This window comes from Meridianimaribacter sp. CL38 (genome assembly GCF_004328055.1).
GTDB lineage: Bacteria > Bacteroidota > Bacteroidia > Flavobacteriales > Flavobacteriaceae > Gaetbulibacter_B > Gaetbulibacter_B jejuensis.
Genome location: NZ_QKWS01000001.1, coordinates 206,104 through 228,035, shown reverse-complemented (window position 1 = coordinate 228,035; position 21,932 = coordinate 206,104). Strand labels below are relative to the sequence as shown.

The 21,932-nt window shown below is 32.3% G+C and carries 28 protein-coding genes; 9 read left to right on the top strand and 19 right to left on the bottom strand.

Going from position 1 to position 21,932, the window contains the following annotated elements:
* Positions 1-38 precede the first annotated feature (38 nt).
* The 3 genes from DMZ43_RS01135 to yaaA all read left to right on the top strand — a co-directional run bounded on the left by DMZ43_RS01135 (position 39) and on the right by yaaA (position 2,524).
* Positions 39-596, top strand: coding sequence for a PASTA domain-containing protein (locus tag DMZ43_RS01135; RefSeq protein ID WP_129759155.1), 558 nt, complete (start codon positions 39-41; stop codon positions 594-596).
* Between the two features lie 2 nt (positions 597-598).
* Positions 599-1,636, top strand: a complete 1,038-nt coding sequence (locus DMZ43_RS01130; protein ID WP_131505862.1) for an RluA family pseudouridine synthase — start codon at positions 599-601, stop codon at positions 1,634-1,636.
* A gap of 129 nt (positions 1,637-1,765) precedes the next feature.
* Positions 1,766-2,524, top strand: coding sequence for a peroxide stress protein YaaA (gene yaaA, locus DMZ43_RS01125; protein ID WP_131505861.1), 759 nt, complete (start codon positions 1,766-1,768; stop codon positions 2,522-2,524).
* Here the strand turns inward: yaaA and DMZ43_RS01120 are convergent, their stop codons facing one another.
* Complete coding sequence (locus tag DMZ43_RS01120; RefSeq protein WP_129759151.1) at positions 2,525-2,656, bottom strand: 30S ribosomal protein THX; 132 nt, start codon at positions 2,654-2,656, stop codon at positions 2,525-2,527.
* A 119-nt stretch (positions 2,657-2,775) separates the two neighbouring features.
* On the opposite strand from DMZ43_RS01120, the gene DMZ43_RS01115 reads away from it, so the two are divergent.
* Positions 2,776-3,459, top strand: coding sequence for a hypothetical protein (locus tag DMZ43_RS01115; RefSeq protein WP_131505860.1), 684 nt, complete (start codon positions 2,776-2,778; stop codon positions 3,457-3,459).
* Positions 3,460-4,140, top strand: a complete 681-nt coding sequence (locus DMZ43_RS01110) for a uracil-DNA glycosylase family protein (protein WP_131505859.1) — start codon at positions 3,460-3,462, stop codon at positions 4,138-4,140.
* Positions 4,141-4,168: 28 nt separating this feature from the next.
* Here the strand turns inward: DMZ43_RS01110 and DMZ43_RS01105 are convergent, their stop codons facing one another.
* The 18 genes from DMZ43_RS01105 to DMZ43_RS01025 form a co-directional block, all read right to left on the bottom strand.
* Positions 4,169-4,606, bottom strand: coding sequence for a c-type cytochrome (locus tag DMZ43_RS01105; RefSeq protein WP_131505858.1), 438 nt, complete (start codon positions 4,604-4,606; stop codon positions 4,169-4,171).
* Positions 4,607-4,616: 10 nt separating this feature from the next.
* Positions 4,617-5,033 carry a c-type cytochrome gene (locus DMZ43_RS14820; RefSeq protein WP_161566719.1) on the bottom strand — a complete coding sequence of 139 codons (417 nt, stop codon included), beginning with the start codon at positions 5,031-5,033 and terminating at the stop codon, positions 4,617-4,619.
* Between the two features lie 71 nt (positions 5,034-5,104).
* Positions 5,105-5,356 carry a hypothetical protein gene (locus DMZ43_RS01095; protein WP_131505857.1) on the bottom strand — a complete coding sequence of 84 codons (252 nt, stop codon included), beginning with the start codon at positions 5,354-5,356 and terminating at the stop codon, positions 5,105-5,107.
* A 108-nt stretch (positions 5,357-5,464) separates the two neighbouring features.
* On the bottom strand, positions 5,465-6,271 hold the full coding sequence (locus tag DMZ43_RS01090; protein WP_131505856.1) for an abortive infection family protein: 807 nt from the start codon (positions 6,269-6,271) through the stop codon (positions 5,465-5,467).
* Between the two features lie 145 nt (positions 6,272-6,416).
* A complete protein-coding gene (locus DMZ43_RS01085) occupies positions 6,417-8,246 on the bottom strand; it encodes a hypothetical protein (RefSeq protein ID WP_131505855.1) in 1,830 nt (609 codons plus the stop codon).
* Positions 8,247-8,455: 209 nt separating this feature from the next.
* Positions 8,456-8,845, bottom strand: coding sequence for a VOC family protein (locus DMZ43_RS01080; protein WP_131505854.1), 390 nt, complete (start codon positions 8,843-8,845; stop codon positions 8,456-8,458).
* 40 nt (positions 8,846-8,885) lie between these two features.
* Positions 8,886-9,323 (bottom strand): hypothetical protein, encoded by a 438-nt coding sequence (locus DMZ43_RS01075; RefSeq protein ID WP_131505853.1) that lies wholly within the window; start codon positions 9,321-9,323, stop codon positions 8,886-8,888.
* Between the two features lie 172 nt (positions 9,324-9,495).
* Complete coding sequence (locus DMZ43_RS01070; protein ID WP_129759145.1) at positions 9,496-10,053, bottom strand: hypothetical protein; 558 nt, start codon at positions 10,051-10,053, stop codon at positions 9,496-9,498.
* Between the two features lie 220 nt (positions 10,054-10,273).
* Positions 10,274-11,530, bottom strand: a complete 1,257-nt coding sequence (locus DMZ43_RS01065) for an alpha/beta hydrolase-fold protein (protein WP_131505852.1) — start codon at positions 11,528-11,530, stop codon at positions 10,274-10,276.
* Between the two features lie 831 nt (positions 11,531-12,361).
* On the bottom strand, positions 12,362-12,817 hold the full coding sequence (locus DMZ43_RS01060) for a tRNA (cytidine(34)-2'-O)-methyltransferase (RefSeq protein ID WP_131505851.1): 456 nt from the start codon (positions 12,815-12,817) through the stop codon (positions 12,362-12,364).
* A 90-nt stretch (positions 12,818-12,907) separates the two neighbouring features.
* A complete protein-coding gene (locus DMZ43_RS14910) occupies positions 12,908-13,051 on the bottom strand; it encodes a hypothetical protein (RefSeq protein WP_165353649.1) in 144 nt (47 codons plus the stop codon).
* A gap of 75 nt (positions 13,052-13,126) precedes the next feature.
* On the bottom strand, positions 13,127-13,891 hold the full coding sequence (trpA, locus tag DMZ43_RS01055; RefSeq protein ID WP_131506516.1) for a tryptophan synthase subunit alpha: 765 nt from the start codon (positions 13,889-13,891) through the stop codon (positions 13,127-13,129).
* A gap of 2 nt (positions 13,892-13,893) precedes the next feature.
* Positions 13,894-15,075, bottom strand: coding sequence for a tryptophan synthase subunit beta (gene trpB / locus DMZ43_RS01050; RefSeq protein WP_131505850.1), 1,182 nt, complete (start codon positions 15,073-15,075; stop codon positions 13,894-13,896).
* Between the two features lie 31 nt (positions 15,076-15,106).
* Complete coding sequence (locus tag DMZ43_RS01045; RefSeq protein ID WP_131505849.1) at positions 15,107-15,757, bottom strand: phosphoribosylanthranilate isomerase; 651 nt, start codon at positions 15,755-15,757, stop codon at positions 15,107-15,109.
* Entirely contained in the window at positions 15,754-16,539 is a 786-nt protein-coding gene (gene trpC / locus DMZ43_RS01040; protein WP_131505848.1) for an indole-3-glycerol phosphate synthase TrpC, read from the bottom strand. Before trpC ends, DMZ43_RS01045 begins: the two co-directional genes overlap by 4 nt.
* Entirely contained in the window at positions 16,539-17,531 is a 993-nt protein-coding gene (gene trpD, locus DMZ43_RS01035) for an anthranilate phosphoribosyltransferase (protein WP_129759138.1), read from the bottom strand. The genes trpC and trpD overlap by 1 nt, the downstream gene beginning before the upstream one ends.
* 90 nt (positions 17,532-17,621) lie before the next feature.
* Positions 17,622-18,188, bottom strand: a complete 567-nt coding sequence (locus tag DMZ43_RS01030) for an aminodeoxychorismate/anthranilate synthase component II (protein WP_131505847.1) — start codon at positions 18,186-18,188, stop codon at positions 17,622-17,624.
* 2 nt (positions 18,189-18,190) lie between these two features.
* The gene (locus DMZ43_RS01025; RefSeq protein ID WP_131505846.1) at positions 18,191-19,594 is read right to left on the bottom strand and encodes an anthranilate synthase component I family protein; all 1,404 of its coding nucleotides are present in this window, start codon (positions 19,592-19,594) and stop codon (positions 18,191-18,193) included.
* A 292-nt stretch (positions 19,595-19,886) separates the two neighbouring features.
* Between DMZ43_RS01025 and DMZ43_RS01020 the strand changes: the two genes are divergently transcribed.
* From DMZ43_RS01020 to DMZ43_RS01005, 4 genes are all read left to right on the top strand, one after another.
* Entirely contained in the window at positions 19,887-20,408 is a 522-nt protein-coding gene (locus DMZ43_RS01020) for a TlpA disulfide reductase family protein (protein WP_131505845.1), read from the top strand.
* 11 nt (positions 20,409-20,419) lie between these two features.
* Entirely contained in the window at positions 20,420-21,031 is a 612-nt protein-coding gene (locus DMZ43_RS01015; protein ID WP_131505844.1) for a thioredoxin family protein, read from the top strand.
* A 107-nt stretch (positions 21,032-21,138) separates the two neighbouring features.
* Positions 21,139-21,447 carry a rhodanese-like domain-containing protein gene (locus DMZ43_RS01010; protein ID WP_131505843.1) on the top strand — a complete coding sequence of 103 codons (309 nt, stop codon included), beginning with the start codon at positions 21,139-21,141 and terminating at the stop codon, positions 21,445-21,447.
* Between the two features lie 18 nt (positions 21,448-21,465).
* The gene (locus DMZ43_RS01005; protein WP_129759132.1) at positions 21,466-21,864 is read left to right on the top strand and encodes a rhodanese-like domain-containing protein; all 399 of its coding nucleotides are present in this window, start codon (positions 21,466-21,468) and stop codon (positions 21,862-21,864) included.
* Positions 21,865-21,932 lie beyond the last annotated feature (68 nt).

Sequence of the window (21,932 nt, the reverse complement as noted above, 5' to 3'; positions counted from 1 at the left end):
TGAGTTTTTATATATTTGTCATAATCTAATTTCCATTTATGAGTTTAGTAAAGTTTCTTACCAGTAAAGCATTTTTAAAACAAATTGCACTGGCTATCGTTGCTCTTGTAGTATTATCGTTTTTAATATTACAATGGTTGAAAAGTTACACCAACCATGGTGAGTTTGTAGAAGTGCCAGATTTAAAAGGTAAGACTTTAGAAACCGTTCAAATAGAATTAGGTGATAATGACTTGCAAATGGAAATTCAGGATTCGGCTAACTACAATCCTAATTATCCTAAATATTCAGTTATTGAGCAATATCCTTTAGCAGGAACTCAGGTTAAAGAAAACCGAAAAATCTATCTTATTTTAAACCCGTCAGGTTATCGTAAGGTTGCAGTCCCAAATATTGTAAGACGTACTTTTAGACAAGCCAAACCAACTCTAGAAGCATTAGGGTTTGAAGTAGGAAAAATCACTTATGTTGACGACCTTGGTAAAGATGAGGTGATTGCTGTAAAATATGAAGGAGAAACTCTTAAAGCTGGAGATTTATTACCACTAACCACAAAAATTGATTTGGTTTTAGGTAATGGTAACCGATCAAACTAAACATGGCAGATCACGATACTTCAATAGACGACAATGATGATGAGTTGTACGAACATTATTCGTTTACCGCTGAAAAAGGTCAGCAACCACTTCGTATAGATAAATATTTAATGAATTTTATTGAAAACGCAACACGTAATAAAATTCAAACTGCTGCAAAAAACGGAAGTATTTACGTTAATGATACTCCTGTAAAGCAAAATTACAAGGTAAAACCATTTGATAAAATTAGAGTACTTTTTGAGCATCCTCCTTATGAGTATTTGTTAACGCCTGAGAATATTCCGTTGGATATTGTTTATGAAGATGACGAGCTATTGGTAGTTAATAAACCAGCAGGAATGGTTGTGCATCCTGGTCATGGTAACTATTCAGGGACTTTAATAAACGCTTTAACCTATCATTTTGATAATTTACCAAACAATTCTAGTAATCGTCCTGGATTAGTGCATCGTATCGATAAAGATACTAGTGGACTTCTAGTGGTTGCAAAAACTGAAGAGGCTATGACGCATTTGTCTAAGCAGTTTTTTGATAAAACCAGTGAGCGCGAATATGTGGCTTTGGTTTGGGGAAATGTAGAAGAAGATTCAGGTACTGTAGAAGGTAATATTGGTCGTCATCCAAAAAACAGACTGCAAAACACCGTTTTTGAAGGTGATGATGCCGATAAAGGCAAGCCAGCAGTAACTCATTACAAAGTAATTGAGCGTTTAGGTTATGTAACTTTAGTGTCTTGTAAGTTAGAAACTGGACGTACACACCAAATTCGAGTGCACATGAAACACATTGGACATACACTGTTTAATGACGAACGTTATGGTGGCGAAAAAATACTAAAAGGGACAACCTTCAATAAATACAAGCAGTTTGTGGAAAACTGTTTTAAAGTATTGCCACGACAAGCACTACATGCCAAAACACTTGGGTTTGAACATCCTAAAACTGGAGAGTTTTTACGTTTTAATACCGAAATTCCTGAAGACATGCAGCAGTGTGTTGAAAAATGGCGTAACTACTCCAAGCATCAAGAATTGTAATAAGTTTTCTCAATAGTTTTATTGAAAAGAATAAAATCTAAAGTTGATTTTATAATTAGGTAATTGTAACTTTGAAAAAGAACTATTGTTTAACTTTTAAAGAGATTCCTGCTTTCGCAGGAAATGATTATGAAACTCGTTTTATCACCAGCAAAATCTTTAGATTACGAAAGTAAAATTCCCACAACAAAAACTACTGAAGCTTGTTTTTTAAACGAAGCTGAACGCCTTAATAAATTACTTAAAAAGAAGTCGGCTAAAAGTTTGTCAAAGCTTATGAATATCTCAGATAATCTTGGGCAATTAAACTATGAGCGTAATCAAGACTGGAGTTTGCCATTTACCAAAGACAATGCAAGACAAGCTGTGTATGCTTTTAGTGGTGATGTGTATAGAGGCTTAGACGCTTACACTATTGAAAGTAGTAAGTTAGATACTTTAGAAGACACCGTTCGCATTATTTCAGGACTCTATGGTGTTTTAAAACCATTGGATTTAATTCAACCTTACCGTTTAGAAATGGGAACTAAATTTCCGGTAGGAAAAAACAAAAACTTATACGAGTTCTGGAAAAAGAAAGTTACTCAAGCACTCAATGACGAGCTGCAAGACGATGAGGTGTTCTTAAATTTAGCGAGTAACGAGTATTTTAAAGCTATTGACACCAAAGCATTAAAGGTTCCTGTAATTACTGCCAGTTTTAAGGATTTAAAAAATGGCGAATACAAAACCATCATGACCTTTGCTAAACTTGCCAGAGGTTATATGACACGATACATTGTAGATACCAATGCCAAAACCATTGACGACCTTAAAGGGTTTAACTATGAAGGTTATGGCTTTAGCGAAAGCATGTCTACTAAAAACGACTTGGTATTTATAAGATAATCAAGCCTTAGCTTTTTTATCAATATTTATTTTTTGCTCAGTAGTTGGACGTTTTTTTATTTTTTGGCGTCTAACACCTGAAGACCCTCTGTGTATTTTTCCGCGTCGTGTTTTTTTATCACCTTTTCCCATGTTTATTATTATTGGTTACTACAGTAAAATACAAATTTTTTATACTTTAGTCAAGCAATCGATAATCCTCTCAATTCTATATGGTTTACTATTTAATATTGGCTATTCAATTTTTTTGTGTGTATCACGTTTTCAAACATAAAAATGAATATTACTGGGTGTTTCTTATCATTTTTGTTCCAGTAATAGGTTGTGCAGTTTATTTAATTAGTAATGTTTATAATAAAAGAGATGCCGAAAAAGTAGCTAGTGATATTACGTCTATTATTAACCCAACAAAAAAAGTTAGGGATTTAGAAAGCAAACTTCAATTTTCTGATACTTATCAAAACAGATTAAATTTAGCTGATGCTTATTTTGAAATATCCGATTACTCAAATGCTAGTCTACATTATGAACAGTTGCTTGAAGATAAATCGCAAAGCAACATATTTGTAAAAAAGAAGCTTTTAGAAAGTTATTACTACGCACAAGAGTATGAAAAAGCAATTGAGATTGCTGAAACAATAAAAGACCACCAAGAGTTTGTTAATACCATTTCGCAATTTACTTATGGATTATGCCTTGAAAAGCTTAACAGATTTGATGAAGCTGAAACCAATATGAAAGTAATAAATCAACGTTATTCCCATTACAACGAGCGCTTGGTATTGGCTGAGTTTTTATTGAGTCAACAAAAAAATGATGCTGCTTACGATATTTTAAATGATATTAACGCAGAGTCACAACACATGACCAAACCTAACCGAAGAATTTATAGGGCAACCATAAATAAAGTTAAAGACTACTTAAACAAAGCATAGTTGTTTTTTCATAAACATCCATACCAACCTTTTATTCAAAATGACACTACAAAGTTAATTGTAGGCACATTACCACCACCAAGATTTTCAACAGGTGAGTTGCTAGAAAAAGATGTAGATTTTTGTTATGGTAGCTATTACAATAGCTTGTGGTTGTTTATTGATAAAATTCATAATTTGAATTTACGATACGATAATTCGCAAGATGCTATTGAAGAACGTAAACGCTTTTTAATACAGCATAAAATAGGTGTTTGTGATATTGTTGAAAGTGCTGAACGTGACAAAATTGATGCTTCCGATTTAGGAATGACTAATATTGTGTTGCGAGATCTTATTGGCTACATTAAGCAATACCCAACTATTGATACCTTACTGTTTACAGGTGGAAACAGTAAAAATGGACCAGAATATTTTTTTAGAAAACACATTAAAGACTATAATATTAAGTTGGAAGTGGTGTCTAACGAAGTTCCAAGAATACACGAGTTTGTTATTCCGATAGAAGGGAAGAAACCTACTGAAGCTACTCGAAAAATAAAAACCGTGTCCTTAACTTCTGGATCAGGAGCAGCAAATATTTCAATAAGTAGATTGCCATTGTATAAACAGTTAAAAGCTAAAAATCCTGATTTTAATACTTTTGATTTTAGGGTTATGCAGTATAGTGAGTTTTTTTAGGGAGTCTTTTTACCAGTCTAAAAGAGCATTATTTTAAATATTCTATCAATACATCTAGTTCGTCTTCAGTATAATTAAATTTATGTATTGTTCCATTGTTTCCCCACATTTCTTTTAAATCTAAAGCATATTTGTCTTTTGCTTTTAGCAAAGAGTCTTGCTTGGTTAAATATAATTTTAAATAACTAATTCCAACATTTTCAACGACTCCCTCAATATAGTTGTGATTCATTTCTTTTGAGACGTGACATTTTCTGCAATCCTCCATGAATATAGATTCGCCTAGTTTAAACTCAGGTGAAGTTTGTTTTATTATAACCACTTCTTGTTTATCATCATTAGTTATGGAATCAAATTCAGTAATTCCATTCTTTTTAATTACAAAAATGAAAACACCAATAGATAAAGCTAAAACGACACATGATGCAGTTATAATTTTAAGTATTAGTTTTCTGGGATTATTCATTTATTATAATTCAATCAGCATTTATATATTCATAAAGTCCAATTAATTCTGTTTGAGTTATTGAGTTGGCCCAAAAGCTTCTGTGATAATCAACTCCTAATTCTCTTATTTTAGAACTATCAATTTTTTGTTTGTTTAAGGTCATCCAATTCCAGAGTAAAGTAGAGTCTGTTTTTGCTAATGCAGGTCCAGTCATATTTCTGTTTAGCTTATGGCAAGCTGCACAATTTGCATTAAAAATTTGTTTTCCAATTTGCGCATTTTCAGTTAATTTTAGTGAAACAGTTCCACAAATTAATTGAGGTGTTTTAGTTCCGCAACCAGCAGTTTTTGGTATGCTAAAACTGTATAAGAAAAAAGAAATTACAATTGTTAACATCAAAAGTCCACTTGAAATTTTCAAAATTTGATTGATCAAATCTTTCATGGAATTTGATTTAAATTATAGTTGTTTAAAGTTACGAAAAACTATTTGTTTTAGCTTGAATTTACTGTGATTTAATTGTCTTTAGAGATTTTTTTTCTAATCAGTAAAAAAGTCATAATTAAAATAATACTTACTCCAATAACTAATAAGCCATACTTGAATAACCCTGTAATAAAAAAGGTTGCAAACCCTTTGTAGCGACCTCTTTTAGAATACTCAACAAGTTCAGGTATTAGGTCAGAGTTCTCTAATAAGAAATAGCAAATCATACATATTATACCAATTATGTAATGCCTTACTATTTTAAAGTTTCTCTTGTTCATTAGTTTGTAGAATATAAATACTGTCTTGTGTTAATTAAAGGTTGTAATTAAGATTAATATAGAAGTTTAGAACAGCTGTAATGAGTTATACAAGTGTTGTACGACGTTTTATTTTTTTTGATACTTTTTACTATCTAATAAAAAATCTACCAAAGTTAAAGTTGAATTCACAGCAAGTCTGGCGTGATGTTCTTTTGTATTAAATTTATTAGCATGTCTATCACCAGAATTATTACTTAAACCAGAAAGTCCACTAACGATGGAATCCAAACCGGATAAGATTTGAATAACTGTTTTAGGTAGAGTAGCAGGATCGATTTTTAAATTCAAATGTTTTTTTACTTTTTTATATAAGTTCTCCAACTTACCATCATTTTTTATTTCCTTTCCTTCTATATCTTCAATAATATTAATCATTACCGCTTCTGCTAAGCTTCTGGAATTTGTGATGGCACCATTAAAATCACCATTTTCAATTTTTGAATTACATTTTGATATTTGTTCTTTGATAAAATCCTGGTCAATTTTTTTTACTGAACTTCCTTGAACCAAAACTCCAGATAAATCAATTAGTTTATAAAGCATTCCATTTTTAATTAATTTAAATCCATCATATTGAATATATGCATTTACTTCTTCCACTGCTTCTTCACAAGTAAATACAGGTTCCTCCAAATAGTTTCTTGGATCAACTAAACTTTCAATAATATGCTTGATTTTCAAAGTATTATTAAATTCTCTAATTTTTGCTTCAGCATATCTCCATCTTGTAGGGAATCCTTCACCATATTCGTCATTTGCTCCAATTTCATTGAAAAAACTAACCAATTCTTGACCTGTTCTATATGGCATATTATAACTATCACCAGTTATTGATTTAGCTAATAGTTTTATGTTTTTGTCACTTAGTTTCATCAAAATATTGTACAACTAGTTTATAATAGCTAAATATATAAAAACCTATTAGTTATATCTTAAATAATAGGTTTTATCTAATTGTTTTTTGTGGGTATATAACCAAGTTACTTTACAGTGAAGTTTTAAATAGTATATCTTATTGCTAATTATTTTGTTTTAATTTCATTTTAGCAATTCTAACCAAATGCTGTTTAATAGGGTTTTTCATATTAGCCATACAATAGTCAAAAAGACTTTTGTTGGTATTTATTAAAGTTTCATAAGCAATAAAATTATCTACATAGTAGATTTCTTCTAAAACAGCTAAAAATTTAGGAAATAGTTTGGTGCCTTCAGGATAGTGATTTTTTAACACTACACCCAAATCGGTAATGTGTTGTGCAGCAGCACTAGGGTCGACACTGTAGGCTTCAAGATAGCCTTGAGCAAAAGAGGTTAACCCATAGTTGCTATAGTCTTTTTTAGGGTAAGTTATTTTTGTAGTATTGGTTTTACTGGTGTCGTTAGTAGTGCTGCTAGCAGTTGTAGCGCTTGTTGTATTGGAGGTAGTTGGTGTGCTATTGGTAGTAGTGTTGCTTTTTAGTACATCGGTAGAAGGGTTAAACAAACGCGCTTTGTAAACATGCTTTTCTAGAGCCTTATCATACTCTGGAAATACATAGGTTGTAGCACCATCTATCGAAACCACTAAGTTAAGCGATGTGGTGTTACCTAAAGTGCCAACCATAGCGTATTTACCACGTACATACTCGCCATTTTCAAAAAGGTATACGTTCTTTTTATCTTCTGCTGGAATATACCACAAATCGTTAATCGCTGTACCAGGAACAGCGACTACTTTTTCGTTGGTAACCGTAGGCATATTTAAAAAAGCATAGGCCTTATTTGCGGTTTTATTTGTGCCTACAAAAGCGCCAAGACCTTTGGTGTAGTTTATAAAGTTCCAGTCTTTTAATTCGCCTTCGTCACCTCGTTCTAGAGCTTTTACTTTAAGACCGTTAAACAAGAGTACATTTTCGGCACCTGTACTTAGTATTTCTACCGGAATTTTCTGATCTTTTTTGTATGTACCTAGATAGGCATTGCGAGCAATGTAATAGGTTTTTGAAAGGGGATCGTAAAACACAAAATCATTTATAAATCTTGAAAACAGCATTTTCTTAAACTCTTTTCCATTAATAAAAACCTTCGGAACAAGACGTGCATTGGCAACAGCTCCGTTGGTAAGGTCTGTCATTTGTACCGTTAGAGCTTGTAAACCCTTTTCATATTCGTTATGGTAAATAATGCTTCTGGTAGATGGAGGTGCTACTTTACCATCAAATTTATTTCGAAGCGGTTGTTTGGTTTCGGCATCTAGTATTGTGCGAACTATCCAATTACCTTGCGCATCAAACTCATACGTACATATAGTGGCAGGAAATCCTTGGGTGTATGCATATACTACGAGGCCATTTTCGTAGCGTATTTCTCGTACTATAATTTCTCCATCCCTGTTTGTACTTATTTCGTTTACGGTACACTTGGTGCCATCTTGTGTATAAGAGTATGTTATGGTACCAATACTATGTTTAGGATTGGTATAAGTGGTTTTTACCACTCTATTTTTTGAATCGTATTCAAAGACTCGGTAGGGATTGTTATCTTGTTTTTCTTCAAGCAGTTTGCCTTTGTTATCATATACATATTGATAGCTGCTATATCTATCTTTGAAGTAAACAACCCTCCCTTGGTTATCACGACGTATTTCAAATTCAGCATTATAAGGAAACCATTGCCCATCTTTGGTGTAGTAATCTGATATGCTTTCTTGAAAAACAGCACCTTTTAAGTTTTGATATTGCAAACTGCTTCCTCTAGGTATAGGGTTTTTAGGCGCATGAATCCAGTCAACATGTTGGGCAAAACCTGAATAGGTAGTTAATGTAATGACTATAAGTAGTAATGATAGTTTGGTGTTAAAATTTTTCATCTAGCTGTAAGTTACAGCTACAATGTTATTTCAAAATGAACTATAAAAAAATACGACAGTTGACGTATTTTATTTTTATTACCTACAACGGTTTTGGCTATGATTTCGTTGCGGAAAAATTCGAAGGGTTTTTCATTATCGGTAAAAAGATAGCAAAAACACGTTGAATTTTGATGGAAATTTTATGAGCAAAAAAAATATTGTATTTGTTATTTAACATCATTATTAATTTCTATCCAATATCCATTTGGGTCTTTAAAGTAAATCTGTTTGATTCCATCTTTTCGTACATAAATTGTATTAGGATTGTCTTTCCAATCAAAAAATTCAATTTTTAAGTTCTTTAGATTATCAATTAAGGCGTCTAAATTAGATGTAGATAATGCAAAATGTACAGCTTTATTTATTTTTATTTCTGAATTTGGACGAGGAATAAGATGAAGCTGTTTGCCTTCATTTAATGATAGCCATCTCGTTTCAGAATTAGAAGCCGTATTTTCAATTTCTTTAAGTTGAAGCACGTTTTGGTAAAACTGAACAGATTCGTCTACATCTTTTACTGAAAGCGCTATATGATTAAATGAAAAGGTGTGTGTCATTATCTTATTAATTCTTCATTAAGTTGTTAGTAAATGTTTATTATAGGTAATTAAAGAATAACTCAACAAAAACACCAAGAACAACACTTAATATTGCAGTTAAATTAGATAAAGGTTTTAATTTAAATGTGTTTGTAAATGCAAGCCATAAACACAGCAGCGCACAAATTGATAAAATTATTGTTCCGTATAAAGGTACTATGCTATTGAAAAGACCTATTAGGTTAAAAATAGGGTCTAGCAAAGCAGTAAACCCAAAAAGGGCTAAAGTAAAGTTTGTCTTTTTATGTCCTATAAAAAGGTAATAACTCGCAGCTAAAAGCTCAACACTAATAGCCAAAGGACCAAATTGGTTATAGTATTCTCTTTTAAAATACGCTTCTAATCCTTGAGGGAATTCAATTTTTGATATAAAAACAACACTTAAAGAAATCCCAACAATCAAAAGTGATAATGCAATAATTTTTCTTTTTTTCATAAGGTCTTTCTAAATGTTTTACAATGGTTTGGCTATGAGAGTTATGTAATTTAGTAAATATAAACCGAATAGAAAATCTGTGAGTCTAGTCGTTTCGAAATTTAGGGTAGACGAGAACCTATTTGCGGATAGGCAAGCAAGTAGTTATTAAAGGTCATTGTGAGCTACTGCTTTAGTGTTTGTTTTCAGTTTGCAATAACTCTTTTAAAGGTCTTCTTAGTTTTTTATAGTCCTCTGGCATTTGAAGAAATGGCTCAATGGTAAAAGTAATTGTGTTTTTTGCATTGAAAACCCAATAGTTTCCTTTTAATTTTCCGTCATCAGTTTTAATATTATCCCGAGGAATATTGTTAATTGAAAATTCATTTTTTTCTTCACTATACCAAATTCCTAATGCTTCTAAATCTTTTTCTTTAATATAATTGAGTGTTAAATGTGGTTGGATTACATTGTTGATAGTTTTTAAATTAAAGCTTTTAACAGGAAAATTATTTAATTCTTTTGACCAAGCTGTGTTTTTTCTTTTCACATCAAGAATTTTATTCCACTGTTCCAGTACTAGTGTACTATCCTTTTTTGTCTGTATAACTGTAAATAATCCTTCTTGGATAATTTCAATTTCTTTATTTTGAGGGTATATAGTTATGGTGGTTTTCTCAGAAGCTATTCTACCATCTTCAATTCCAAAAAAAGAAGCCAATGCAAAGAATAATATTTTTATTTGTTCCATTTATCGTTCGGTTTTTTAATTAGCGGTCAAGGGTATCAACTATGAGTAGTTGTATGTTTAAGCAACTAATTTAGAAATACAAGCTGAATAGAAAATCTGTGAGTCTAGTCGTTTCGAAATTTAGAAATAGCAGGCTGAAGACTAGCATTAAATTATGTAAGCGGTTGGTGTCTAAACCGTTTCCTGATTTGTATGGCTTATATATATTGTTAGTCTTTGGTTATTTTTTATTTAGAGCTTCAATTCTTTCTTTATAGTAATCGTCACCACTGATTTCATAAGCCTTTTTTAAGTATTTTAATGCATTCTCTTTGTCATTTTGAGATTCATAATACTCAGCCATCGAATCATAAGCATTTGCACTTGTTGGATTGTATTTAATATTCATTTCAAAAAACATTAATGCCTTCTTAGGTTGACCCATTTGCATATTCATGTAGCCATAGCCATTTAGCATTTCGTCTATCATTGGTGCAGTAGGAACACCAAAATGTTCAGTGTAGATTTGTTCCTGCTCCTTCAATAGCGAAACCAATTCTTCTATTGGTGTTTCTGGATTATTATATTTTTGAGGAGATTTAAACTGATACCATTCAAAAAGAAAAATCAACCCATCTTTTATAGATGGTAACGGAACTGTACCATGTAAATCTTCATTATAAACCTTCCATGAAAAATTTAATCCATTCTGTTTTTGAGATTTAGCAAAATTTGAAAACTCAATGATTGAACGCGCAAACAAAGTAAATTCTGAAGAGTCATTCATAATATTCTCCATGGTTATGTCTTCATTCCACATATGTAGCTGCTCTGCTGCTAAAGACACAAAGAGAGATTTGCCTTCATAACTTTCTGTACTCAATTTTGCTTTTGCTTCCTTCAATAATTTTTGGTCGTCCCAATCCAAACTTGGATCTATAGCTATATAATTTTGAAAGAGATGTTTATGATTAACCAACATATTTAAAGTAAACAAACCAGCATAAGAATGCCCAATTAAGGTACGATAAGGAATGGTTGGATACTTATTATCAATATGTGGTATGAGTTCCTTTTCCATAAATTTAGTAAAGGTTTCTGCGCCTCCAGTTTCACGATCAAATGCGCTACCACGTCTCATTTTTATTTGTGAAGGAGTTAAATCTCTTGTTCGGTTGTTGCGATTAGAAATCCCAACAAGTATCATGTGTGGAAGGTAATGTCCCCAATAATTATCATAAACAGTTTCTAAAGTGCTTTCTAGTGAAAATCCGTCCATTAAATAAATAACAGCATATTTTTCATCACTATCTGGTTGAAAATTATCTGGTAATCTTACCCAAAAGTCACGGCTTTCATCTAAAGTTTTAGAAAATATGGAATCTACTATTCGGTTTTGAAATTGCGCTGTTTGGGACTCAGCTGTTTGTGCAATTGCACCTTGATTTATTATTAAAGGAGATGTAATAAATACTAATAAGTAGAGGTAATACTTCATTATTTTGGTTTGAATTTAAATGCTAATAAATACATACACTAAACTAAATGTTTATTTTGATTACTTGTTGTTGGTAATAAAGGCTAACGTGTTTGTATAAGATTAGTTACTTGGTTTAGGATGTAATTTAGCAAATTTTCATAAGTAGTCTATAATTGGCAATTAATTATATACTTTGTTATGTGCTGGGTTTTTTCTTTTCTAACTTTTTATTTATTATTTCAGTTATTTTTTCACTTCCGATTATTACACTTCACAGAATTTAAATTCGTTCCTACTATCAATTTACCTTCACAATGTTCAGTTGAATTCATTCCGATTTTGAGCTAAAACTGTTTCTCTAGGATTTACTAAATTGGTTCCAGTAAAAAGTTGATGTCCAGATGCCAGCATTTTAGTAAAATTAAGTTCCAAATGATGACAATATCCATAATTTACTGGTGTTTTTCGTCCACCTTGTTCTGTTGTTCTATATTTTAATCCGCAATAAAATCAAATTTATTGTTCATTTTGATGAATACTTTTTAATTAAAAAACCAATAAAAACAAGGAATAAAACACAAAAGATAACTGCACTTGTTTTCCAAGTATAAATGCTGTAAATAAGAAAAAAACAACCTCCAATAAAAATTGTTTTCCAAATGATTAAAATCATTTTCAAAAATGAAATGTTAGAATTTTGATTCATTCGAGTTGTTTTTTCAGCTTGCCCCTAACTAGTTTATAATAGCTAAATATATAAAAACCTATTATTTATATCCTAAATAGTACTAATGTTACTAGTTTTAGTTGAGTTGTTTCCTAATTTGGTGTAAAAACCGTATTATGTTTTTAAGAGCCTAATTGTCTTAAGCCTTCATAAACCACTACGCTTACCGCATTGGCTAGGTTTAAACTACGTATGTGCTTGCTGTACAATGGAATTTTAAATAGTGAGTCTTTATTGTTTTGGGTGATGTGTTTAGGGAGTCCAACCGACTCTTTTCCAAAAACCAAAAACAAGTCGTCTTTAAAAGGAATGTCCCAATGCTGTTGCTTGCCATGACTAGACAAATACACCATATTTGCAGTTTTGTTTTTAGTGAAAAAATCGTCAATATCGTCATAATAAACAATATCCAAGTGTTGCCAGTAGTCTAATCCTGCACGTTTTAATCGACTGTCATCTATTTCAAAACCAAAAGGTTTTACCAAGTGCAATGTAGAGCCAGTAGCTAATGCTAACCTACCAATATTACCTGTGTTGTTTGGAATTTCAGGTTCTATAAGAACAATATTTAAAGACATTAAAATGATTTTTTTTGAACTGTATAAATATAAAATAACCTATTCTTAATCGAATAGGTTATTTTTACTTTTTATAAAAAACTACAACAATTAGTTTTTGTTTTGTTGTTTCTTTATAGTGCTTTCATCAATATCAAACTGGTTGGTGTTTTGGTTAACATCGCCAGTTGGATTTAACGGATTGCTTTGTTTTTTCTTTGGTTTAAATTTTCTTTTGTCTTCAATAATTCCCATAATTCATTTGATGTTTTATCGTTCATCATTAATATAAGAAATTGAAGCCAAAATTCTATTAAAATTATCTTAAAATCAGCTAATTATAGATTTTGTAAAGTTTGGAATTGTACTAATGCTGTTTTGGTTTAAATGCTTTATAAACGCACTACCAATAATAGCACCTTTAGCATAAGTGGTTGCTTGCGTAAATGTTTCACTATTACTTATTCCAAACCCAACAATTTGAGGGTTATTTAGAGTCATGTCATTTATGCGTTTAAAATAGTTTAATTGCTCCTCGCCAAATCCTGTTTTTGCTCCTGTCGTACTTGCGCTACTAACCATATAAATAAATCCATTAGACACCGAATCGATGTAACGAATGCGTTCATCACTAGTTTGAGGTGTGATTAAAAACACGTTTGTTAGTCCGTATTTTTCAAAAGTAGCTTGATATTCTTCATGATAAACATCCACAGGAAGATCTGGAATAATTAATCCATCAATGCCAATTTCATGACATTTCTTACAGAAGTTTTCCACACCATATTGAAGCATTGGATTGAAATAACCCATAATAATTAGTGGAATAGAAACCGTTTTTCTAATATCTTTTAACTGATTAAAAAGTATTTCGGTAGTCATTCCGTTTTTTAATGCTTGGGTAGAACTTGCTTGTATGGTTGGTCCATCAGCTAAAGGATCGCTAAACGGTAAACCAATTTCAATCATGTCTACACCACTGTTTTCAAGCGATTCAATAATAGAAACTGTATCGTTAAGGCTTGGATATCCTGCTGTAAAATATATGGATAGTAACTTTCTGTCTTCGTTTAGTTTATGTTGAATTCTGTTCATCATTATAAATTAAAATGCTTAATATAGGTTTCTAAATCTTTGTCACCACGACCAGACAAACTCACAACAACAATAGCATCAGGTTTAAAGGTTTTTTGTTCAAAAACAGCCAAAGCGTGAGAGCTTTCAATAGCAGGAATAATGCCTTCCAGCTTACAAAGTTCTAAACCTGCATTCATTGCTTGATCGTCTGTTATGGCAATAAACTCAGCACGACCAGAAGCATACAAATGTGCATGCATTGGTCCAACTCCAGGATAATCTAATCCAGCCGAAATAGAATAAGGCTCAGTAATTTGACCATCGTTGGTTTGCATAAGTAGGGTTTTGCTTCCATGTATAATTCCCATCTTACCTAATACTGAAGTTGCTGCACTTTCACCAGAATTTACACCATGACCAGCAGCTTCTACAGCTATAAGATTCACATTTTCATCATCTAAAAAATGATAATAAGCACCAGCAGCATTACTGCCACCACCAACACAAGCAATAACATAGTCAGGTGTTTCAGTGTCTTCGTGTGTTTTTAGTTGCGATTTTATTTCCTCTGAAACCACACTTTGAAATCTTGCCACCATATCAGGATAAGGATGTGGACCAACCACACTACCAATAATATAGTGCGTATTTACAGGATTGCTAATCCAATCTCTGATGGCTTCATTTGTAGCATCTTTTAAGGTTTTGCTTCCTGAAGTTGCAGGAACAACAGTAGCACCAAGCATTTTCATTCTGGCAACATTAGGCGCTTGTCGAGCAATATCAATTTCTCCCATGTACACAATACATTCTAATCCCATTAATGCGCAAACCGTTGCAGTTGCAACACCATGTTGTCCTGCTCCAGTTTCGGCAATAATTCGGGTTTTGCCAAGGCGTTTTGCCATAAGAATTTGACCAATAGTATTATTGATTTTATGTGCTCCTGTATGGTTAAGGTCTTCGCGTTTGAGGTAAATTTTAGTATTGTATTTTTCTGAAAGTCGCTTAGCAAAATAGAGTGGAGAAGGACGACCAACGTAGTCTTTTAAAAGCTGATTGAACTCTGCTTTAAAATCGGGTTCGTTCATTACTTTAAGATAGTTTTGGCGTAACTCTTCTACATTTGGATATAGCATCTCAGGTATGAATGCGCCTCCAAATTCTCCGTAATAGCCTTTTTCGTTTACATTATAACTCATAGTTGTTTTTTTTGGTCATGCTGTTTCGCACTCAGAATGACAAATCAGTTTTAAATGTTGCTAGTTTTTCTACATTTTTTAAGCCTGCTTCAATCTCGAACTTGCTATTAACATCAAGCGCATAGCAGTATTTAGATTTTGGACTTCGCAGGAATGATTTAATATCTTCGGTTTCGTTTAAACCAATACCACCACTTAAAAAATACGGTTTTTGTGATGGATAATTGCTTAATACTTCCCAGTTGAAAGTGTAACCATTACCTCCTGGTAATTGCCCTTTAGTATCAAAAAGAAAGTAATTGCAAACTGCTTCGTAGGGTTTTAAAACGTCAAAATTAAATTCGTTTTTTATTGAAAATACTTTAATGATTTCAATAGGATTGTCATTTGGTTCTCGACTGCACTCGAACTGATATTTAATTTCATTGCAAAAATCAGCAGATTCATTTCCATGAAGCTGTATAGCATTAAGCTTGTGTGTTTTTACTTTTGATAAAATATAATCTATTTCAGCATCTACAAAAACACCTACTTTTTTAATCGCTTTAGGAAGTTCAGGGATGTTACCATCAAAATACCTTTTGGATTGTTTATAGAAAATAAAACCAAGATAGTCAGGTTGCAAGTTGGCAACTTGAGTAATGTTATCTTGATATTTCATTCCGCATATTTTGAGTTTCATGCTTCCAATGTTTTAATAAATTCTTTAGCGATTACTCCAGGATTATTAGTTTTCATAAAGTTTTCACCAATTAAAAACCCTTGATAACCATACGTTTTAAGCGTTTGTATAGACTGGATGTTACTTAAGCCACTTTCTGAAACTTTTACAAACTCGTCAGGGATTTTAGTGCTAAGAGTTTTACTAGTTTCTAAACTTACTTCGAAAGTCTTAAGGTTGCGGTTATTTACCCCTATCATATCAAGACTAGGCATTATAGATTTTTGCAATTCATCTTCATTATGAACTTCTAACAGTACATCTAAGTTTAGGCTTTTCGCTAATTGAGAAAATTGTTTAATCTCTTCTTGGGTTAAAATGGCAGCAATAAGTAAAATTACATCTGCACCATAAGATTTAGCTTCAATAATTTGATATTCGTCAATAATAAACTCTTTTCTTAAAAGTGGTAGGTTGCAGCTAGCTCTAGCCACTATTAAATCGTCAAGAGAACCACCAAAATATTTTCCATCGGTTAGTACAGACATTCCGCAAACACCAGCATTTTCATAACCAGTTGCGACGTCTTGTACATTTAAACCATTGTTGATAATTGATTTTGAAGGTGAGCGACGTTTGTGTTCAGCAATAATACCTGAAGAGCTGTTTTTTAGTTTTTCGGATAATGAAACCGTTGCTCTGTTAAACAGTTGTGAGCTTTCCAATTGTTGTGTACTTATCAAGGCTTTTTTTAAATCAACCTCTTTACGTTTATCAAATACTATTTTATCGAGTATATTCATTACTTGCTCAGTTCTACTAATTTGTCAAAACTTTTCTTTGCTTTACCACTCATAAGTGACTCTTTAGCTTCGCTAAACGCCTCTTGAATGGTGTTGTTTTTTACTGTTGAAATAGCAATAGCTGCATTGGCGCAAACCACATTGTTTTGGGCTTCAGTACCTTGACCAAGAAGTACATGGGTGAATATTTTTGCCGATGTTTTTACAGAATCACCACCATGTATTGCATCTTGATGCAATTTTTCAACTCCAAAATCTTTTGGGTTAATAACAACATCTCCTTTGTTGCTTGACAGTTTTGATGCTCCTGTTAAAGAAATTTCGTCATAACCATCTAAAGCATGTACAATGCTATAATTTTTATCAGTGTTTTGGTACAGATAACTATATTGTCTCAACAGCTCCAAACTAAACACACCAACCATTTGGTTTTTTGGAAACGACGGATTTACCATTGGTCCAAGCATATTAAAAAATGTTTTTACACCAAGTTCGCGTCGTATTGGAGCAACGTGTTTCATTGCAGGATGAAATAATGGTGCATGAAGCACACAAATACCAGCTTTATCTAAACAGGTTTTTAAAAAGTCGATATCGTTACTAAATTTTACACCTAAAAACTCAAGTACATTTGAAGAGCCGCAAGCCGAAGACACACCATAGTTACCATGTTTTGAAACGTGAACTCCAGCTCCTGCAGTAACAAACGATGCTAGAGTGGAAATGTTAAATGTGTCTTTTCCGTCACCACCTGTTCCACATAAATCAATAGCGTTAAAGTCATTTAAATCTACAGGAATACAAAGGTCTAAAAGCGCATCTCTAAAGCCCAATAACTCTTGGGTTGTAATACTTCGCATCATATATACAGTTAAAAAAGAGGCAATCTGACTTTGGTTGTACTCTCCTTTAGAAATGTTAACCAAAACATTTTTAGCTTCTTCAGTAGAAATGCTTTCTTGGTTTATTAATCGGTTTAAAATGGTTTTCATATTTGGATATTCTGTCCTGAAATGTCAATGCGTTCAGGATTTTATAGTTTTATTTTTAATAGATGATGAATTAATAGAAAAACGGCAATATTAACTTTTAACCCAGTTTTCTAACATTTGCTTTCCGTTAGGTGTTAAAACAGATTCTGGATGAAACTGAACACCTCTTACATCATACACTTTATGTCTTAAAGACATCACTTGTCCGTTGTCATCAAAAGATGTGGCTTCTAAAACATCAGGAAGCTTTTCATCTACAACCCAAGAGTGGTAGCGACCAACAGCAATGGTTTTGTCCATGTTTTTAAAAAGAATTTCATCATCTGCAGTAATATTTACCTGAGTAGAAACGCCATGGTATACACTTTTAAGATTGATGAGTTTGCCTCCAAAAACTTCACCTATAGCTTGTTGACCCAAGCAAACACCTAGAATGCTTTTTGAAGCTGCATAGGTTTCAATAATAGGTTTTAATAAACCAGCTTCATCAGGAATTCCAGGTCCTGGAGATAATACTATTTTGTCAAACGCTTTTACGAAATCCAACTCTAGTTGGTCGTTGCGTTTTACAGTCACTTCACAATCTAAATCCTCAAGATAATGCACAAGGTTGTAAGTAAAACTGTCGTAATTATCAATAACTAATATTCTTTTCATGGCTATAAATTTTCAGCAAGTTCAATGGCTCTTGTAAGTGCGCCTAATTTGTTATATACTTCTTGTAATTCATTTTCAGGATTTGATTTTGAGACTAATCCAGCTCCTGCTTGCCAATGCAGCGTATGGTTTTTACTTAAAAAAGTCCTAATCATAATGGCATGATTAAAGTTGCCTTCAAAATCCATAAACCCGATGGCTCCACCATAAAAGTCGCGACTTGTTTTTTCGTATGTTTCAATAAGTTGCATTGCTTTATGTTTTGGAGCTCCACTTAAAGTTCCTGCAGGAAAAGTGTCAGCTACTACTTGCATAGTTGTGGTTTTGTCGTGTTTGTTACCAGAAACTTTACTTACCAAATGAATAACATGAGAGAAAAACTGAACCTCTCTGTAGGTGTCAACCTTTACATTGTTTCCATGTCTACTCAAATCGTTACGCGCTAAATCTACGAGCATAACATGTTCTGAGTTTTCTTTGATGTCTTCAGAAAGTTGCTTAGCTAGTTCGGCGTCTTTTTCATCGCTACCTGTGCGTTTAAAAGTGCCTGCTATTGGGTGAATTTCAGCTTTTCCATTGTTTACAATCAATTGTGCTTCTGGCGAACTTCCGAAGATTTTAAAATCACCATAATCAAAGTAAAATAGGTAAGGAGAAGGGTTGATGCTACGTAAGGCTCTGTATACATTAAACTCGTCACCTTTAAAATTTTGAGAGAATTTTTTTGAAAGTACTAATTGAAACACATCACCTCTAGCACAATGTTTTTTTGCAAGTTCTACATGCTCCTTGTATTCATTGTCAGTAAGGTTTGATTTAGTTTCGCCATCAGTTGAAAAATTAAAAACGGCAAAGTTTTTAGATTTTATAAGCTGATGAATATCGTCAATATTGTTTTCGGTATCAAAGCAATGTGCAAAAATATAGGCTACGTTTTTATGGTGGTTAATAGCAATGATATTTTGATACACAGCATAGTAAATATCTGGAATGTCTAGATGGTCTTCTTTTTTTGAAATTTTAATATCTTCAAAGTAGCGTACAGCATCATAAGCCATATATCCAAAAATACCATTGTTGATAAACTTAAATTCCTTATCAGAATCTACTTTAAAACGCTGTGTGAATTTGTGAATTTTTTCAGTGACATTAACATCATCTTTTATCTTGTTGATAATGCTGCTGCCATCAGGAAACTGTTCGGTAATGGTTTCATTTTTTACTTCAATAGAAGCAATTGGGTTACAGCAGATGTATGAAAAACTATTATCGTTTGCATGGTAGTCGCTACTTTCAAGTAAAATACTGTTGGGAAACTTGTCGCGTACTTTAAGGTAGATGCTAACAGGAGTAATTGTGTCGGCAAGAATTTTTTTATAATGTGTGTAAAGGCTAAAGGTTTTCATTGGTAAATAAATTAAAAAAGGCTTGTCGTGAATGACAAGCCTTTTTGATATTTTTAGTTTTAAATATACTAATAGGGTTAGTTCACGAAAATTGAGTTTCGAGACATCCACCACCAAGTATTATTTAAAATTGTGTTCATGTTTTTGTTTGTTGGGTCAAAGATAGAAATGAAAATTATTTTTTCAAATTATTTGTAGAAATATTTGTGTGGGAGCATTTTAATTTAAATTAAGCCCTATAAAGTTTTGTTAAAGATTAAAGGTTTTTCAGTGTTATGCTTACTTTTATAATATGAAATATACACTGTTAATACTAACAATGATCTTGTGTTTTTCCTGTAAAGAGGAAAAAAAAGATGCTATTACCGAAACACAAATTGAAACTCCTAATACCTTAGAGTTAGAAGTTCACGATTTTAATGGTATAAAAAAATATCTAACAGCTACTGATGATAAAACCTATGTAGTTAACTTTTGGGCAACGTGGTGTGCACCTTGCGTTAAGGAGTTGCCTTATTTTGAAACATTAAATTCTGAATATAAAACTAAAGATGTTGAGGTGATATTGATAAGCTTAGATTTCCCTTCTAAATATGAATCAAAACTTAAACCTTTTATAGTTGATAAGAAATTACAATCTAAAGTTGTGGCGCTTGACGATGCTGATGCTAACTCTTGGATTCCTAAGGTAGATGAAAGCTGGTCAGGAGCAATTCCTGCTACAGTAATTTTTAATAAAAATAAACGTAAGTTTTACGAAAAATCGTTTACTTATGACGAGCTAGAAACCGAATTAAAACAATTTTTAAACTAAAACAAAACACTATGAAAACATTAAAACTAGTATTTGCTTTTGTAGCTATGTTATCACTTTCAGCATTCACAACTGTAGGTGATGGTCATGGTTATCATGTTGGTGATATTGCAACAGATTTTAAACTTGAAAATATTGATGGTAAAATGGTGTCTTTAGCAGATTATAAAGATGCTAAAGGATTCATTGTAATATTTACATGCAATACTTGCCCTTATGCTGTTGCTTATGAGGACAGAATTATTGAATTAGACAAAAAATATGCTGATAAAGGTTATCCTGTTATAGCTATTATGCCTAATAATACCGATGTTAAACCTGGAGATAATATGGAAGCTATGCAAGCAAGAGCAAAATCAAAAGGGTTTACATTTCCTTATTTAATTGACGAAGGACAAAAAATCTATCCTCAATATGGAGCAACAAAAACACCACATGTATATGTGCTACAAAAAACTGCAAAAGGGAATCAGGTAAAGTACATTGGAGCTATTGACGATAACTATAAAGACGCAAGTCAAGTAAATACTACCTACGTTGAAAATGCTGTTGATGCATTATTAAAAGGAAAAGAAATTAAAGAAACACAAACAAGAGCCATAGGATGCTCAATTAAAGTGTAAATAAATACATTTTAAAGCTTAAATTAAAATCCAATTGTAACAGATTGGATTTTTTTTCGTCTATATCATAAAGAAAAGTTAAATTTGTTATAATCAAAAACTAAAAAATGGCAGATTTAACACAAGAAGAATGGGCAAAACAACTATCAGCGGATACTAATGCTGTGGTTTTGGACGTTAGAACACAAGACGAAGTTGATGAAGGTATAATACCTAATGCAGTGCATATTGATATTTATGGAGGTCAAGAATTTATTTCAAAAGTAGAAGAACTTGACAAAGCCAAAAACTATTATGTGTATTGTCGATCTGGAAACAGAAGCGGTCAAGCTTGTGCTATAATGAATCAATTAGGTTTTGATAATGCCTATAATCTTGTTGGAGGTATTACCGAGTGGGAAGGTGATATAGTATAACTTTAAATTGTATTAAAAATGAAACAGGTATTAATTGTGTTGACTTTAATGTTAACATTTACAGTAACAAGCTGTAAAGACGATTCGCAAAGCGATGTTAAACTGGTATCACCAGAAGAAATGCAAACACTTTTAGAATTAGAAGATGTGCAATTAATAGATGTTAGAACACCTGAAGAATTTAAAGAAGGTAACATACCTACTGCTCAAAATATAGATTACAACTCACCAACTTTTGATGAGGATATCACAAAGCTAGACAAAACAAAACCAGTAATATTGTATTGTAAGTCTGGAGGAAGAAGCGCAAAATGCGCAAAAAAAATGGAGGAAGCTGGCTTTGTTAAAGTATATGATCTCGATGGAGGCATTTCTAAATGGCAGCATGAAGGCTACGAAGTAGAAATCAAATCTTAACTCACCAAACCGAACATTATGTTCGGTTTTTTTATATCTAAATTTTATTAGTAAAACTTTAACGTCTT